The sequence below is a fragment of the Franzmannia qiaohouensis genome (genome assembly GCF_031451695.1).
In the GTDB taxonomy this organism is placed as follows: Bacteria; Pseudomonadota; Gammaproteobacteria; order Pseudomonadales; family Halomonadaceae; genus Franzmannia; species Franzmannia qiaohouensis.
Window position 1 is genome coordinate 121,127 of sequence record NZ_JARWAM010000007.1, and the last position, 15,344, is coordinate 136,470.

Genomic DNA, 15,344 nt, shown 5'->3' on the forward strand with positions numbered 1-15,344 from the left:
GTTCAGCCCTTGTGTGAATGGCGGGCCTCGAGGGCGGCTAGCTGTTCGGGGCTGGCCGGCGTCTGGTGCTTGTCCTTCCACTCCTGGTAGGGCATGCCGTAGACGTATTCGCGGGCGGCGTCGAGATCGAGTGCGACATCGCGCTCGTCGGCGGCGTTGACCAGCCACTTGGAGAAGCAGTTGCGGCAGAATCCGGCGAGTACCATGAGGTCGATATTCTGCACTTCCTTGTGCTCGTCGAGGTGCTTGAGCAGGCGCCGGAAGGCGGCGGCTTCAAGTTCGGTGCGGGTCGCATCGTCGAGATGTTGCATGGTCATCCTCGTGTCGGAAACAGGGAGCGGCGTTTGCCGCCAAGCATAACAAAAGACACCGCCCGTAGGCGGTGTTCGCAGGTCGATCATCAAGGCCACTTAGACAGTGGCTGCGCTCGGAACTGATCCGCCGACAGGTCTGCGAGGAGGCGCTGTAAACCCGTCCCTGGGCGCTACCTACGCCATCCATGGCGTAGAACCTCCTCTGCGACCTGTCGCCGGCGTCCCTCGCTGACGCTAGCAGCTACTTAGGCCAGGGTTAGTTAGATGAGGTGCTAACCGGGCTGACTGGGTGCCGGTTTGCCGCCGTCATCGCTGGTCGACTGATCAAGAGACTCGGCATCGACTGCCTGGTCCTTGACCTCTTCGTACCACAGGTTGTGGTGCTCCTTGGCCCAGGCTTCATCGACATAGCCGGTCTTCATGCCCTCCAGCGAGCCTTCGGTACCGATGGTGCCGATATAGATATGGCCCAGCGCCACCGCGGTGAGGCCGAGTGCCGCCACCGCATGGATGACGTTGGCCCACATCATGGTGTCGCGGGTCTGGTCGAAGTTGGGGAAGTTGAGCACCAGGCCACTAATGATCACCGCCACGCCGGCGGTGGCCAGCAGCCAGTACCAGACCTTCTCGCCGGCGTTGGCGAAGCCGGCGTCGGGGTGTCCCTTGCCGATCAGGCCACCGCCTTTCTTGAACCAGGCCAGGTCATGCTTCTTGGGCAGGTTATGCTTCAAGAACTTGGCGAGGATGATCAGCAGCAGGATCCCGAACAGCGGCCCCAGGTAGTTGTGCGAGACCTTGGAGGCCGAGATCATCGCCCCCCATACCGCGTCGCCGAACAGCGAGCGGAACACGAACTTGCCGTAGAGGATATTGAGCCCCGACAGCGCCAGGATGATGAACAGCGTGGCAACGCTCCAGTGCAGCGAGCGTTCCAGCGCCGACCAGCGAAACAGCTTGCGGCCGGTGGGGCGTTCATCGAGTTCCTTGCGACCGAAGATCACGTAGAACAGCACGATCATGGCGATCATGCCGCCCAGCGCGATCAGGCCGAACGGCGTGACCCAGTGGTTGCGGATCTCCCGCCAGGTCTGGCCGGCGGCGTTGATCAGGTTGTAGTTGGAGTCGTGGCGCGAGTCACGATAGTTGGCATCTACCTCGCCGCTTCTTACCTGGCGCCAGGTGTCGGCGTTGGCAGCCCCGACCGAGGTGGAGATTTCACGGTTGGGGTCAGCCGATTGCGCCACGGCCTGGCTGCCGACGCCGAGCGTCAGCAGCGCCATCAGCAGCACGATACAGGCATGTCTGAGCAGGGACATGGGAGGCCTCCTTACCCTTGGCGGGTGGCGTCGTAGGCCAGGTTATCCATGCGTGCTGCTGCCGTGTCGGGTCCCTGGCGGTTGACCTCGGACCAGGCGCCGTCCTCATGGCCGCGCTGAACGACGCGCTGGCGGAAGATGTCGGCCACGGTCTGGGCGTCACCGGCCAGCAGCGCCTTGGTGGAGCACATCTCGGCACACAGCGGCAGCTTGCCCTCGGCAATACGGTTGGCGCCGTACTTCTCGTACTCCTCTTCCTTGCTGTCGGCGGGGCCGCCGGCGCAGAAGGTACACTTGTCCATCTTGCCGCGCTCGCCAAAGGCGTTCTGCTTCGGGAACTGCGGCGCGCCGAACGGGCAGGCGTAGAGGCAGTAGCCGCAGCCGATGCACAGGTCCTTGTCGTGCAGCACGATGCCGTCATCGGTCTTGTAGAAGCAGTCGGTGGGGCACACCGCCATGCACGGCGCGTCGTCGCAGTGCATGCAGGCCACCGAGATCGATACCTCGGTGGGCTCGCCGTCGTTGAGGGTGACGACGCGGCGGCGCTGAATGCCCCATTCGACGTCGTTGGCGTTCTTGCAGGCGGTGACGCAGCCGTTGCACTCGATGCAGCGCTCGGCGTCACACATGAATTTCATCTGGGCCATGGTTGTTCTCCTATACCGGCGCGGCAAACCTGCCGCGCCGTCAAGCGTTCAGGGTCGCGATGTCAGGCGCGTTCGATCCGGCAAATGGTGCACTTGGTTTCCTGCATCAGCGTCACCGGGTCGTAGCCGTAGGTAGTGGCGGTGTTGGCCGCCTCACCGAGCACGTAGGGGTCTGCACCGTCGGGGTAGCGATCGCGCAGGTTCTCGCCCTGGAACATGCCGCCGAAGTGGAACGGCATGAAGGCGACGTTGCGGTCGACCCGCGGGGTGACCAGCGCCTTGACCCTGACGCGGCCGCCCTCGGCACCCTCGACCCACACCTCGTCACCGTCGCTGATGCCGATGTCATTGGCGTTGGCCGGGTTGATCTCGACGAACATCTCCTGCTGCAGCTCGGCGAGCCACGACATCGAGCGGGTCTCTTCGCCGCCCCCTTCGTACTCGACCAGGCGGCCGGAGGTCAGGATGATCGGGTATTCGCTGGAGTTGTCGCGATCCTGAATGGTCTTGTAGAGCGTCGGCAGACGCATGATCGAGTCGAAGTCGTCCCAGGTCGGGAAACGCTCGACCAGGTCGCGGCGCGTGGTGTAGAGCGGCTCGCGGTGCTTGGGCACTTCGTCCGGGAAGGTCCAGACCACGGCGCGCGCCTTGGCGTTGCCGTAGGGTGCGCAGCCGTGCTCGATGGCCACGCGCTGGATGCCGCCCGAGAAGTCTGTCTTCCAGTTCTCGCCGTCTGCGGCTTCCTTCTCCGCGTCGGTCAGGTCGTCCCACCAGCCGAGGTCCTTGAGCATCTGGGCGGTGAACTCGGGATAGCCGTCGGTGAGGTCGGACTCCACCGGCGCCGAGCCGTCGGCCAGCAGGTTGACGCCGTTGCGCTCGATACCGAAGCGGGCACGGAAGCCCATGCCGCCTTCCTTGACCGGCACGCTGGTGTCGTAGAGGTTGGGCGAGCCGGGGTGGCGGAACTCCGGCGTGCCCCAGCACGGCCAGGGCAGGCCGTAGTAGTCGCCGTCGGCCGGGCCGCCCTCGGCGCGCAGGTTGCTGAAGCTGAAGGTGTGCCAGTTCTGCTGGTGTTCCTTGAGGCGTTCGGGGCTTTGGCCGGTGTAGCCGACGGTCCACATGCCGCGGTTGATTTCGCGCAGGATATCTTCGATCAGCGGCTCGTCGCCGTTCATCTCGATATTCTTAACGAACTCGTCGCCGAAGCCGAGCTTGCGTGCGAAGCGGTACATGATCTCGTGGTCGGGCTTGGCCTCGAACAGCGGTTCGATGACCTTGTCGCGCCACTGCAGCGAACGGTTGGTGGCGGTGACGCTACCGGTGGTCTCGAACTGGGTAGCGGCAGGCAGCAGGTAGACGCCGTCGCTGCGGTCGTGCATGACGGCGGCAACGGTGGGGTAGGGGTCGACGATGACCATCATGTCGAGCTTCTGCATCGCCTGCTGCATTTCCGGGCCGCGGCTCTGGGAGTTGACCGCGTGCCCCCAGTAGAACATCGCCTTGAGGGCGGTGCGCTGGGAGATGTTCTCGTCGTCCTCGAGCACCCCGTCGACCCAGCGCGACACGGTAATACCGGCGCTGTTCATCGGCCGGCCGTCGGCGTATTCGGCGTCTTCGAAACGGCTCTCGAGCCAGTCGTAATCGACGTCCCAAACCTTGGCCCAGTGCTGCCAGGCGCCTTCGGCGAGGCCGTAGTAGCCGGGCAGCGAATCGGAGCCGAGGCCCAGGTCGGTGGCACCCTGGACGTTGTCGTGGCCGCGCAGGATGTTGGCGCCGCCGCCGGATTTGCCGATATTGCCCAGCGCCAGCTCGAGGATGCAGTAGGCGCGGGTGTTGTTGTTACCGGTGGTGTGCTGGGTACCACCCATGCACCACACCACGCAGCCCGGGCGGTTGTCGGCGAGGCGCTTGGCGGTATCGAACATGGCGCTTTCCGGCACGCCGGTAACGTCCTCGACCACGTCGGGGGTGAACTGTGCCACTTCGGCGCGGACATCCTCCATGCCGTAGACGCGCTGGGCGATGTACTCGCTATCCTCCCAGCCGTTCTCGAAGATGTGCCACAGCAGGCCCCAGATGAAGGCCACGTCGGAGCCGGGGCGGATGCGCACGAACTTGTTGGCCTTGGCCGCCGTGCGGGTGAAGCGCGGGTCGGCGACGATGATGTCGCAGTTGTTCTTCTCCTTGGCCATCAGGATGTGCTGCATGGCCACCGGGTGCGCTTCGGATGGGTTGGAACCGATAAACAGGATCGCCCGACTGTTCTGCATGTCGTTGAGCGAATTGGTCATCGCACCGTAGCCCCAGGTGTTGGCCACCCCGGCCACGGTGGTGGAGTGGCAGATACGCGCCTGGTGATCGGTATTGTTGGTGCCCCACATGGAGGCCAGCTTGCGCATGAAGTAGGCCTGTTCATTATTGAACTTGGCCGAGCCCAGCCAGTAGACGCTGTCCGGACCGTACTCCTCGCGCAGCTCCAGCAGCTTGTCGCCGATCTCGTCGATGGCATCGTCCCAGCTCATGCGCTGCCACTCGCCGTTGACCAGCTTCATCGGGTACTTGAGACGCCGCGTGGAGTGGCCGTGCTGGCGCAGCGAGGCGCCCTTGGCACAGTGGGCACCACGATTGATGGGGTGGTCGAAGGCCGGCTCCTGCTTGGTCCAGATGCCTTCCTGAACCTCGGCGTAGACGCCACAGCCCACCGAGCAGTGGGAGCAGATAGTGCGTTTGGTCTCTACCGGTGCATCGGACACCGGTGTCTTGCCGCTGGCTTCTGCCGGGCGCAGCATGCCGTTGCCCATGAAGCCGGCAGCGGCGAGGCCGCCGGTGGTGGCACCGCTACGCTTCAGGAACTGGCGGCGGGAGATGCCCAGCCCCGCCTTGGCGGGAGTGGTGGCTTTTTTTGTCAAGCGCATCGAATCATTCCTCTTAACCGTGAGCCGCGAAGGCGTCAGTCACGCAGCGTGGCGTAGAAGGCGCGGATATGGTCGGTTTCCCGATAGTTCAGTGAGGTGTCCTGCTTCTCGCTGGCGGGCTTGTCGGCTTGCACCAGGGTGACGTTACCGATCACCGCGGCGGTACCGGCGGCGGCGCCACCGATGCCCATCACGCGCAGGAAACGACGCCGCTGAGGGTTATGTTGGTCAGGCATGCTGTGATTCTCCTCGTTGCTTCTTGTCTGTTAACAGCGTAGCGGTTGTAGCACTGGCCTCCATGCCTCAGTTAGGCGCTGGATCAACGATCCGCACCGCGCTGAGAGCGGCGTCATGACGCTCTGCTTCCATCGCCAGGTAGGCTTGGCCGAGGCGGCCGACACTGGCATAAAACGGGGTATCCACGGCGGCCAGGTCGTGCATGCAGCGCTCGCCCCAGCTCGCCAGGTGGTGATTGAAAAAGCTCGCCTGCTCGGCCGGCGTCTGCTCGATCAGCCAGGCCATGGCATCGCATAGCGCCGCCAGGTGATCCTCGGGCTCCTTGACCGCCGGGTCTCGCTCGAGTCCCAGACGGCGCAAGTCACGGCGTACCGCGACCACCGGTTCGTCCATCAGGGTGCCGTGCAGATACCATGAGGCGTAGGGTACGACCTCGCCCTGAATTACGCCGACCAGGTGGCGAAAGTGGTCACGTGCCAGGGCCTCGCTATCGGCTGCGTCGGCGGCCTGGGCCAGGGACTGCCAGGCCTGGCTCAGCGCGGTGTCGTCGCCCTCGGCTTCCAGCTCGGCGACAAAGGTCAGCAGCTCGGCATCCGGCGGCGCGCTGAGCAGTCGACCCAGCAGGCGGTAGACGTCGGCGCGCAGGGCGTCACTGTCGTCGATGGCGGTGGGCGTGTCGGTGGCATGGTTCATGGCGTCACACCTTCAGCTGAGCATGGGGGTTGCGGGCCAGTTCATGCCATACGTCCTTGACGCGGCAGTCCTCGCACATCTCGAGGCGCGCCATGGCATCGCCGGCGAAGTAGGGGTGGTCGGCGAGCTTGGTCTTGATGCTGGCAATGGTGCTGACCGTCGCGAACGGCTTGCCGCAGCTGATGCACTCGAAGGCGGGCTCCTGCTTGGCGATCTGCCGTGCGCTACGCGCGTCGCTCGCCAGGAAACCGGGTATCAGGCTGATGGCGTTCTCGGGGCAGGCGCTGTCGCACAGGCCGCACTGGACGCAGTCGGCCTCGCGCAGGCTCAGCTCCGGACTTGCCTCGCCGCCCTTGAGCGCCGGGGTGGGGCACACCGCAACACAGCTCATGCACAGCGTGCAGGCCTCGCTGTCGATCGCCAGGCCACCAAAGGGCGCGCCCTGAGGCAGGTCATGACGCTCGCCGGAGGGGCTGCCATGCTGGCCCAGCCACTCGAGGCTGGCATTGAGGCGTTGGCGCTTGGTGCCGGTGGCCAGGGGGCCAACCGGCAGCGCCTGCAGGGTCGGCAGCGCATCGCGCTGCGTGGCATCGCTATCGGCCTCGAGCATCACCAGGCGGCGCCGGTCATGACCTAGCGCCTCGAGCAGGGCGTGGGCCTCGGCCTGCTGCGCCTCGACCTGGGCCGCCATGCGGGGCGGTAGCTCAGCGGGGCGCTGGATGCGCACCTCGCAGGCGCCCTGGGTCAAGGCCAGCAGCCAGTCGTCGAGGCCTGCCGCGCCGAGCTCCTCGAGGGGCACGTCGAGGATATGGCCTGCGGGTTCGGATGCTTCGGCGGCGAGGCTCGCACGATCGGCAAAGCGGACCACTGCCGCCTGGCCGTCGGCCTCATGGTAGGCGGCCAGCAGCCGGGCAATGTAGTCCTGCAGCGCCTCGGGTTTGGGCAGCCGATACTGGATGGCGCCGGTGGGGCAGGCAGAGGTGCAGCTGCCGGCGCCGTGGCAGCGGAACGGATCGATTTCGATCCACGCCTCGATGCGTTTCTGCTGGCTGGCGATGGCATCGGCCGGACACACCTCGAGGCAGCGGGTACAGCCCTGCTGGCCACGCCCGGCATGGGCGCACAGGTCGTGGTCGATCTGGAAGTACTTGGGCTTGTCGAACTCGCCGATCATCTCCGGCAGGGCGGCCAGGGCCTCGTGGTAAGCGTCGCTGCCCGGCGTCACGGCATGATAGCCGGGTGGCGGTAGCTCTAGCGTCAGGCAGGGCGTGGCGCCCAAATCGACAATCAGATCGAAGTGCGGTCGCGTGAGGCTGGCCTTGGCCAGGTCGATGGACTCGCCGGCACCTTCCAGGAGTACGCTGAAATTGCCCAGGTAGCCGCTGATCGACAGCGACTGGCGGGTGAAGTCGGCTCGCTGGCAGATCACGCCCGAGGGCAGGTCGTCGAGTGTTGCCGTGGAGCCCTCGGTAGCATCGATCATCAGGGTAATGCTGCTCAGTGCCTCGGCACCGAGGTGGGGGGCGAGGGCGTCACAGGCGGCACGGCAACTGGCGGCTCCGCCAATGATCAGCACGTGGCCGTGACTCTGGTAACTGACGCTTGCCGGCGTCAGGTTGGTTGGCCAGGATACGCGCGTCAACGCGGCGGACTTCGCCTGCCGGTTGTGTTGCGCGTCGAGCTGGGTCAGCGCGATGCGTTGCGTCATGGTCTCTCATCATCGGGTCAGGCGTGAAGCGGCGTCATGGCACCGCTTTCGTGGCATTGCTTGTACAGCGTAGCCTTATGATTAGCGCGCTCATTATGATGGCGTGCCGATATAATGCAACTAGTGTCGACGCCTGCGTACAGCGTCGCCAATGCCTCATTAGTCTATGCGCAGTTGACCAGGGCCAAGCGCTTTCAACGTTCGCCCTCCGGCGGCGGTTCTGCGCTCTCTGTGCTATGCCGTGCAACATGCCCAGCGTCAGGCGTAGCCGCCGCGTCGTCGTCTTGGGTGTCATCGATTGCTGCTGGCGCTTCGTCCTGCTCCTCGAGCTCGTCGAGCACTTTCCTGCCCCACTTGCGAACGTTCTCGCTGGTGGCGGCGCTCATCTTGCGCATCTGCGAATAGTCGAGATCGTAGTCGTCCAGGCCGTCACGAACGTTGTAGTTGCCGCTGGCCCACAGGCGACGCAGGGCGCGGTTCTTGAGCGCACTGCTCACCCCCGGCGCCAGGAAGGCTTTGAAATCGCTGCCCGGGCCCAGGCTGTCGGGGTCGGGCAGGGTATGGTCGAGACTGCCTTCGGGGGGCAGCTCGTCGCCGCCGGGCGAGACGGCGTCGAGGGCCGTGTCGCCGTCGGCTGGGGGGGAGTCGGCATCGCCGACCAGCGGGGCGCTATGCTGAGGTTCGTCAGCGGGGGGCGGGTCGCTCTCCAGGCCGCGTTTGCGCTGCGACCAGCGCGCGAAGCGATTCATACCTGGTCCTCCCGCGCTCGCCCGGCGCCCTTGCGCTTCTTCTTGCGACCCTCGGCCGGGGCTTCGCCATGGCGTGCCAGGTAGGCTTCCAACCACACCTGTACGGCCATGGGCATGGGCGCCTCCAGCACCTGCTGCTCTCCGTCCATCCAGCCAGCGGCGACGTCTTGGCTGGCGGTGATGGCAGTGGGGTGGGGGTGTTCGCCGGAAAATCCACAGCGTACGAACAGGCGTGGCTCGCTCGAGGTAAGGTTGAAGCGATAGGCAGCGCGCTCGGTCATATACAGCTGCAGGTCGAGCACATGTGGGCCCAGGTCGCCCGGCGCCAGGGCGGCGATGCGCCACTGCATGCGAGTGAAGCCCTTGACGGTCCTGTTCTCGCCGGCAAGTGCCAGGCTCAGTTGGCGTAGGCTGGGTGTCGACATATTGGCTGCTCGATGGGATGACTGAAGACAGTAAGCGACAGGAGTGCCATCATGGTCAAGCCACTGAACCGCATGGGGAAGCTCACGATATGACAGCCATCAGCCTGAGCCGGGCGCGCCTGCCGACGACCCTCGAGGTCGAGGTGATCGACGAGTTCGGCACCTCCCGTCGCCAGGCGATCGCCGCCGAACGTGCGCTGACGGTCTATCTCAACAAGCGCGAGATCGTCACCCTGATGACCCTGGGGGCCGAGCCCGAGGCGTTGGTGGTGGGCTATCTGCGCAATCAGGGGCTGCTGACGTCGCGCCAGGATCTGCTGGCGGTACACGTCGACTGGGAGGTCGAGGCCGCGGCGGTGGTGACCCGCCGGCTACCGGAGGACCTCGAGGAGCGGCTTGGCCAGCGCACGGTGACCACCGGCTGCGGCCAGGGCACGGTGTTCGGCCGCCTGCTGGACGTCACCGGGCTTGCCGAACTGCCTGACACGCGCCTGGCGCAGTCGACCCTGGGGCGCCTGCTGCACAACCTGGGCGCCTACAACGAGACCTACAAGAGCGCCGGCGCGGTGCACGGCTGTGCGCTCTGCCGTCAGGACCAGGTGGTGGATTTCGTCGAGGACGTGGGACGGCACAACGCGGTCGATACCCTGGCGGGACGCCAGTGGCTGGAGGCCACCCAAGCCGGCGAGGCGGATATCTTCTATACCACCGGACGCCTGACCTCGGAGATGGTGCTCAAGGTGGCGCAGATGGGGATCAGCGTGCTGGTGTCGCGCTCCGGCGTGACCCAGAAGGGGGTCGAGCTGGCCGAGCGTTTTGGCGTGCTGCTGGTGGCACGGGCCAAGGGCCGCCATTTCCAGGCGATCAATGCCGCGGGGCGCCTGCTGCTCGACGATGTGCCGCCGCGTCGTCCCGGTGATCGCAAGGCCTCTTGAGTCGCGCCTGCAGCGAGGGCGACTCAGCTACTCTCGGCGCGGGTGCATACCGACAGCACCACGGCATCCTCGTCGCTCACCGATACCAGCGCATGGCCCATGTCGCTGTCGAAGTAGATGCTGTCGCCGCGGGTCAGGCGCAGCGGCTCGTAGAACTCGGTATATAGCAGGATATCGCCGTCGAGTACGATCAGAAATTCCTCGCCGTCGTGGCGCACCCACTCGTTGAATTCCTCGAAGCCCCGTGCGCGGACGATGGTCTTGAACGGGATCATGCGCTTCTGGGCCAGCTGCCACGATAGTAGTTCATGCTCGTAGGTCGGCGTGGGGTGCTGCTGGCCTTCGCCGACCCGGGTCAGGTCCCGGCGTCCCAGGGTGCGGCTCTGGGGCTTGGGCGGGCTGAGCAGCTGCGGCAGGTCGATGCCCAGGCCGCCGATCAACTTCTGCACCGCAGTGAAGGTAGGCGAGATCTGGTCGTTCTCGATCTTCGACAGCGTCGAACGGGCAAGCCCGGTGCGCTGGCTGACGTCTTCCAGGGTCCAGTGATTGGCCAGTCGAATTTCCTTGAGTCGCTCGCCCAGGCGCAGCGGCTCGACGAACGGCTTGCGCCCTGAGGCGATGCGCAGGGCGGCGTCTTGATCGGTGGTGGCGCTCATCGGCAGTTCACTATTGGAAATTTAATTTCCTGAAGCATACCACAGCCGGGTCTTGACCGGCTGGCCAGGCGCGCCGCTGGCCTGCCTTATTGCGCCGCGCTGGATGACCAGGGCTGACCGAGCAGGGCCTTGACGTGGGCCTCGGCGCAGCGGCCCAGGGCGTCGGGGTCATAGCCGCCCTCGAGCACCGACACCAGGCGGTTGTCGGCATACAGGGCGGCGATCTCCAGCGCCAGCCGGGTCACCCAGTGGTAGTCGGCTTCGTCGAGATTGAGCTCGGCCATGGGGTCGTCGCGATGGGCGTCGAAGCCCGCGGAGAGCAGCACCAGGTCGGGCTTGAAGGCGTGCAGTGCCGGCAGCCAGTCATCCTCGATGGCGCGACGGAAGGCTGTGCTGTCGCAGCCCGCCTCGAGGGGGGTGTTGATGACGTTGTGGCTGTCGCTGCGCAGGTAGCGCCATGGATAGAAGGGGTACTGGAAGCTGGTGCAGATCAGTATCTCGGGATCGTCCTTGAAGATATCGATGGTGCCGTTGCACTGGTGCACGTCGAAGTCGAGGATGGCGATGCGCCGGGCGCCGTAGGCTTCCCGCGCGTGGGCCGCGCCCACTGCGACGTTGTTATAAAAGCAGAAGCCCATGGCGTCGCTTGCTTCGGCGTGGTGGCCGGGCGGTCGCACGGCGCAGAAGACGTTGTCGGCCTGGTGGCGAAACACCTGGTCGACGCCGCGCACCACGGCGCCGGCGGCCACGCGTGCGGCATCGAGGCTATGCGGGTTCATCAGGGTGTCGCCCGAGTCGATGGTCACCAGGCCGTCGTCGGGCACGCACTTGTCGAGGGCGTGGAGGTGGCGGGCCGGGTGGACCCGCAGCAGCTGCTCGTCGGTGGCCGGCTTGGCCTCCGACTGCATGGTCTGCTGCAGCACCCCGGCCAGCGCCAGGCGCGCGCGAATCGCCTCGAGGCGCAGCGGGCTTTCTGGGTGCTGCGGCCCCATATGGTGATCCATGCAGCGGGGATGAGTAATGTAGGCGGTGATCATCGCAGGCTCCGCGGGAGATGCTGCGACCTTAATCGGCAGCGGGCCTTGCAGGACAGTGTCAATAAGTCGTACATAGGAGTATCGAACATAGCAGCATCGCTCGGGACTGATCCGCCGGCAGGCCTACGAGGAGGCGCTATGAACCCTCCCTGGGCGCTACCTACGCCATCCATGGCGTAGAACCTCCTCTGCGACCTGCCGCCAGCGTCCCGCGCGCACATGAGGGTAGAAGGCTTCAGGAGAGAGTTCTTGGGTACACGATTTCTGCGGCATTTTTTCGAGCCACGCAGCCTGGCGATCATCGGCGCCTCGGAAAAGCCCCACTCCATGGGCGGGCTGGTTGTACGTAACCTGCTGGAAGCGGGGTTTCCCGGCCAGCTGTGGGCGGTCAACCCCAAGGGCTACGCCAGCGTGCACGGCGTGGCCTGCGTCAAGCGCGTCGGCGACCTGCCGGCCTGCCCCGACCTGGCGGTGATCTGCTCGCCGGTGGACAGCGTACCCAAGCTGATCGAGCGGCTAGGTAGCATCGGCGTCAAGGCGGTGATGGTGCTCTCAGGCGGTGCCTACCTCGACGACCGCCGTGGCGACGGCGGTTCGATTCGCGAGCGCATGATCAAGGCCGCCCGGGTCAGCGGGATTCGTGTACTGGGGCCGGAGTGCCTGGGGTTGATCGTGCCCGGGCGCAAGCTCAACGCCACCTATGCCAGCCAGCCGGTCAAGTCGGGGCGGGTGGCCTATCTCGGCCAGTCGGGCATGCTCGGCAATGCCATGATCGACTGGGCCGCGGGCCGCGGCATTGGCTTCTCGCACCTGGTGACGCTGGGCGACAGCGTCGACGTGATGCTGCCCGACCTGATCGACTACATCAATCAGCATGCGCCGACCCAGGCGATTCTGCTGCACCTCGAGCGCATTCACGACTCCCAGCATTTCATGACCGCGCTGCGCGAGGCGTCGCGCAACCGCCTGGTGCTGGCGATCAAGAGCGGACGGACGCCGGAGTCGGATCTCTCGGGACTGGCACCGACCCCGGGGATTGCCAATCGCGACGTGATCTTCGACGCTGCCCTGGCCCGCGCCGGGGTGGTGCGCGTCGATGACTCCGACGAGCTATTCGATGCGCTGGAGACACTATCGCGCATGAAGCCGCTGCGCGGCGATCGCCTGGCGATCGTCTCCAACGGCCTGGGGCCGGCGATGCTGGCCATCGACAAGCTGATCAGCGCCGGCGGGCGGCTTGCCAGCTTCAGCGACGCCACCCGCGATGCCCTGACCCGCGGTGACTTCGACATGAGCCTGCCGGGGCGCAATCCGGTGGACCTGGGCGGCAATGCCACCCCGGAGCGCATGGTCGATGCCCTCGAGGTGGTCGCCGCCGACCCCGACGTCGATGCGGTGCTGGTGGTGCATGCGCCGACCCGGTTGGCGCCCTCCAAGCTTACCGCCGAGGCCATCGTCGCCAATCGCAAGCGCTTCAAGCGCAACCTGCTGACCAGTTGGATGGGCCTCGAGGAGGCGCTTTCGGCACGCCATGAGTGCAACCTGGCCGGTATTCCCACCTATATCTCGCCGGAGAAGGCGGTCAAGGCCTTCATGCATATGGTCGACTACCAGCGCGTCCAGACGCTGCTCCAGGAGACCCCGCCGAGCCTGCCCTTCGCGACGACCGCAGAGATCCGCCAGCGCTGCCATGCGTTGATCGAACGCGCCCGGGAGGATGGACGCGAGAGCCTGACACACTCCGAGACGGCTCAGGTGCTGGCGACCTACGGGATTCCCGCTGCCCCCAGTCGCTACCTGCACAGTGCCGATGAGGCGGCCGCGGCGAGCTTCGATGAGCCGATGGCGCTCAAGGTGGTCCATGATCACAACGTGGTGCCATATCGCTATCGCCGCCACCCGCACAAGCTCTCCGCCGGCATGCTGCAGGACTTGACCACCCCCGAGCAGGTCGCCGAGGGCGTGGTGCAGCTCAGCGAAAAGGTCGCCGAGAAGTTTCCCGGCGTGACCATCCGCGAGTTCTGCCTGCAGCCGATGCAGCGCGGCAAGCACTCGATGCAGCTATGCGCCGGTATCACCCGCGACCCGATCTTCGGCCCGGTGATCGTGTTCGGTATCGGCGGCTACAAGGTCAACGTGCTGGCCGACCGCCACGTGTCGCTGCCGCCGCTCAACATGACCCTGGCCGACGATCTGATCGCGCGTACTCACGCCAGCAAGCTGATTCGCGAGCACTCCCGCGACCCGCAGCGCGACATCGCGCGGCTCTGTCAGCTGCTGGTCAAGCTCTCGCAGATGGCCTCCGACCTGCCGGCGCTGAAGGGGCTGGAGCTCAATCCGCTGCTGCTCAATCGCGATGGCGTGGTGGCGGTGGACTTCGCCATGGATCTTGGCACCCCGGCGCGCCATGCGATCATGCCGTATCCCGAGGAGCTGCGCGAATGGGTAACGCTGGGCAACGATATGGCGGTAGAGGTGCGCCCGATCCGCGCCGAGGATGCACCGCTGATCACTGCCTTCCATACCCAGCTCTCCGAGGAGAGCATTCGCTTTCGCTACTTCCATCACAAGGCCGACCTGACCAAGCGCGACCTGTCGATGCTGGCGCATATCAACTACGACCGGCAAATGGCGTTCATCGCCGAGCATCATCGCGATGACGGCAGCAAGGAGATGCTCGGGGTGGTGCGGGTGTGGAACGACCCAGACAACATTCGCACCGAGTTTTCGGTGATCATCCGCGACGACATGCACGGCCACGGTCTGGGCAGCCTGCTGATGAACAAGATGATTCGCTACTGCCGCGGGGTGGGCACCCTGGAGATGGTCGGCACGGTGATGGTCGACAATCACCCGATGCGTGCGCTGATGAAGCACCTCGGCTTTCGTCTGCGCTACGACATGGAGGAGCAGGTGATGCACGCCAGCCTGCGACTCAACGAGCCGGTCAGCGACTGGCAGAAGCTGCGCCTCGACAGTGCCATGGAGTAGACGACGCCCTTGATGGGGCGTCGTCTGCCGTCAGGGGGCGAGCCGGTACTTGTGCCAGTCGCCGTCGCGCTGCTCATAGCGGATGCGGTCGTGGAGGCGGCTGGGCTGGCCCTGCCAGAACTCGAGCATTTCCGGGACCAGGCGATAGCCGCCCCAGTGGGCCGGGCGAGCGATCTCCTGCTCGGCGTACAGCTGCTCATAGCGCGACTGGCGCTCCTCTAGCCAGTGACGGTCGGGTATCTCAACGCTCTGGGTGGCAATCCAGGCACCTAGTTGGCTACCCCGAGGGCGGCTAGCGAAGTAGTGATCGGACTCCTCGGCGCTGACCTGCTCGACGCGCCCTTCGACGCGCACTTGGCGCGATAGCGAGGGCCACCAGAATACCAGCGCCGCCTGGGGTACGTTGGCCAGCTCGCTGCCCTTGTGGCTGTGGTAGTTGGTGTAGAACACCATGCCCTGCTCGTCATAGCCCTTGAGCAGCACGATCCGCGCGTGGGGCAGGCCCTGGGTATCGGCGGTAGCCAGGGTCATGGCGTTACCATCGTCCCCCTCGGATTCGAGCGCCAGCTGGAACCATTCGTCGAACAGCGTGAAGGGCGTCTGTGGGGTGCCGTCTTCGTCGAGGCGGCCGCCCTCGTAGTCACGCCTGATATCGGCGATGTCTCGTGTCATGTCGATCTCCTGAAAGCGTGTGACCATCTTCGCCGCTCACGGCGCTGGG

The 15,344-nt window shown here is 65.6% G+C and carries 14 protein-coding genes; 2 read left to right on the plus strand and 12 right to left on the minus strand.

What is annotated here, in order from left to right; translation table 11 throughout:
* Positions 1-2: 2 nt before the first annotated feature.
* The 9 genes from QC821_RS11145 to QC821_RS11185 form a co-directional block, all read right to left on the minus strand.
* Positions 3-311 carry a DUF1244 domain-containing protein gene (locus tag QC821_RS11145; protein ID WP_309721103.1) on the minus strand — a complete coding sequence of 103 codons (309 nt, stop codon included), beginning with the start codon at positions 309-311 and terminating at the stop codon, positions 3-5.
* Positions 312-586: 275 nt separating this feature from the next.
* Positions 587-1,630: a formate dehydrogenase subunit gamma gene (locus tag QC821_RS11150; protein WP_309721106.1), complete on the minus strand. Its 1,044-nt coding sequence runs from the start codon at positions 1,628-1,630 to the stop codon at positions 587-589.
* Positions 1,631-1,641: 11 nt separating this feature from the next.
* Complete coding sequence (fdh3B, locus tag QC821_RS11155; protein ID WP_309721109.1) at positions 1,642-2,277, minus strand: formate dehydrogenase FDH3 subunit beta; 636 nt, start codon at positions 2,275-2,277, stop codon at positions 1,642-1,644.
* A gap of 62 nt (positions 2,278-2,339) precedes the next feature.
* On the minus strand, positions 2,340-5,192 hold the full coding sequence (locus tag QC821_RS11160) for a molybdopterin-dependent oxidoreductase (RefSeq protein WP_309721112.1): 2,853 nt from the start codon (positions 5,190-5,192) through the stop codon (positions 2,340-2,342).
* A 35-nt stretch (positions 5,193-5,227) separates the two neighbouring features.
* A complete protein-coding gene (locus QC821_RS11165) occupies positions 5,228-5,428 on the minus strand; it encodes a twin-arginine translocation pathway signal (RefSeq protein ID WP_309721114.1) in 201 nt (66 codons plus the stop codon).
* Positions 5,429-5,495: 67 nt separating this feature from the next.
* The gene (locus tag QC821_RS11170; RefSeq protein WP_309721117.1) at positions 5,496-6,122 is read right to left on the minus strand and encodes a TorD/DmsD family molecular chaperone; all 627 of its coding nucleotides are present in this window, start codon (positions 6,120-6,122) and stop codon (positions 5,496-5,498) included.
* A gap of 4 nt (positions 6,123-6,126) precedes the next feature.
* On the minus strand, positions 6,127-7,830 hold the full coding sequence (locus tag QC821_RS11175) for a 4Fe-4S binding protein (protein WP_309721119.1): 1,704 nt from the start codon (positions 7,828-7,830) through the stop codon (positions 6,127-6,129).
* A gap of 194 nt (positions 7,831-8,024) precedes the next feature.
* Positions 8,025-8,579, minus strand: a complete 555-nt coding sequence (locus QC821_RS11180; protein ID WP_309721122.1) for a DUF3306 domain-containing protein — start codon at positions 8,577-8,579, stop codon at positions 8,025-8,027.
* Positions 8,576-9,004: a DUF3305 domain-containing protein gene (locus tag QC821_RS11185; RefSeq protein WP_309721124.1), complete on the minus strand. Its 429-nt coding sequence runs from the start codon at positions 9,002-9,004 to the stop codon at positions 8,576-8,578. The genes QC821_RS11180 and QC821_RS11185 overlap by 4 nt, the downstream gene beginning before the upstream one ends.
* 89 nt (positions 9,005-9,093) lie before the next feature.
* On the opposite strand from QC821_RS11185, the gene QC821_RS11190 reads away from it, so the two are divergent.
* Positions 9,094-9,939 (plus strand): formate dehydrogenase accessory sulfurtransferase FdhD, encoded by an 846-nt coding sequence (locus tag QC821_RS11190; RefSeq protein ID WP_309721126.1) that lies wholly within the window; start codon positions 9,094-9,096, stop codon positions 9,937-9,939.
* Between the two features lie 23 nt (positions 9,940-9,962).
* On the opposite strand, the gene QC821_RS11195 is transcribed toward QC821_RS11190, so the two are convergent.
* Positions 9,963-10,595, minus strand: a complete 633-nt coding sequence (locus tag QC821_RS11195) for a helix-turn-helix domain-containing protein (protein WP_309721129.1) — start codon at positions 10,593-10,595, stop codon at positions 9,963-9,965.
* 86 nt (positions 10,596-10,681) lie between these two features.
* Positions 10,682-11,632 carry a histone deacetylase family protein gene (locus QC821_RS11200; protein ID WP_309721133.1) on the minus strand — a complete coding sequence of 317 codons (951 nt, stop codon included), beginning with the start codon at positions 11,630-11,632 and terminating at the stop codon, positions 10,682-10,684.
* A 249-nt stretch (positions 11,633-11,881) separates the two neighbouring features.
* Between QC821_RS11200 and QC821_RS11205 the strand changes: the two genes are divergently transcribed.
* Positions 11,882-14,623 (plus strand): bifunctional acetate--CoA ligase family protein/GNAT family N-acetyltransferase, encoded by a 2,742-nt coding sequence (locus tag QC821_RS11205; RefSeq protein WP_309721136.1) that lies wholly within the window; start codon positions 11,882-11,884, stop codon positions 14,621-14,623.
* A 30-nt stretch (positions 14,624-14,653) separates the two neighbouring features.
* Here the strand turns inward: QC821_RS11205 and pdxH are convergent, their stop codons facing one another.
* The gene (pdxH, locus tag QC821_RS11210; protein WP_309721139.1) at positions 14,654-15,295 is read right to left on the minus strand and encodes a pyridoxamine 5'-phosphate oxidase; all 642 of its coding nucleotides are present in this window, start codon (positions 15,293-15,295) and stop codon (positions 14,654-14,656) included.
* Positions 15,296-15,344 lie beyond the last annotated feature (49 nt).

Coding starts and splice junctions, on each gene's coding strand:
- fdh3B (WP_309721109.1), bottom strand. CDS start 2,277: ATGGCCCAGATGAAATTCATGTGTGACGCCGAGCGCTGCATCGAGTGC.
- QC821_RS11175 (WP_309721119.1), bottom strand. CDS start 7,830: ATGACGCAACGCATCGCGCTGACCCAGCTCGACGCGCAACACAACCGG.
- QC821_RS11170 (WP_309721117.1), bottom strand. CDS start 6,122: ATGAACCATGCCACCGACACGCCCACCGCCATCGACGACAGTGACGCC.
- QC821_RS11195 (WP_309721129.1), bottom strand. CDS start 10,595: ATGAGCGCCACCACCGATCAAGACGCCGCCCTGCGCATCGCCTCAGGG.
- QC821_RS11200 (WP_309721133.1), bottom strand. CDS start 11,632: ATGATCACCGCCTACATTACTCATCCCCGCTGCATGGATCACCATATG.
- QC821_RS11190 (WP_309721126.1), top strand. CDS start 9,094: ATGACAGCCATCAGCCTGAGCCGGGCGCGCCTGCCGACGACCCTCGAG.
- QC821_RS11165 (WP_309721114.1), bottom strand. CDS start 5,428: ATGCCTGACCAACATAACCCTCAGCGGCGTCGTTTCCTGCGCGTGATG.
- pdxH (WP_309721139.1), bottom strand. CDS start 15,295: ATGACACGAGACATCGCCGATATCAGGCGTGACTACGAGGGCGGCCGC.
- QC821_RS11185 (WP_309721124.1), bottom strand. CDS start 9,004: ATGTCGACACCCAGCCTACGCCAACTGAGCCTGGCACTTGCCGGCGAG.
- QC821_RS11145 (WP_309721103.1), bottom strand. CDS start 311: ATGCAACATCTCGACGATGCGACCCGCACCGAACTTGAAGCCGCCGCC.
- QC821_RS11160 (WP_309721112.1), bottom strand. CDS start 5,192: ATGCGCTTGACAAAAAAAGCCACCACTCCCGCCAAGGCGGGGCTGGGC.
- QC821_RS11150 (WP_309721106.1), bottom strand. CDS start 1,630: ATGTCCCTGCTCAGACATGCCTGTATCGTGCTGCTGATGGCGCTGCTG.
- QC821_RS11180 (WP_309721122.1), bottom strand. CDS start 8,579: ATGAATCGCTTCGCGCGCTGGTCGCAGCGCAAACGCGGCCTGGAGAGC.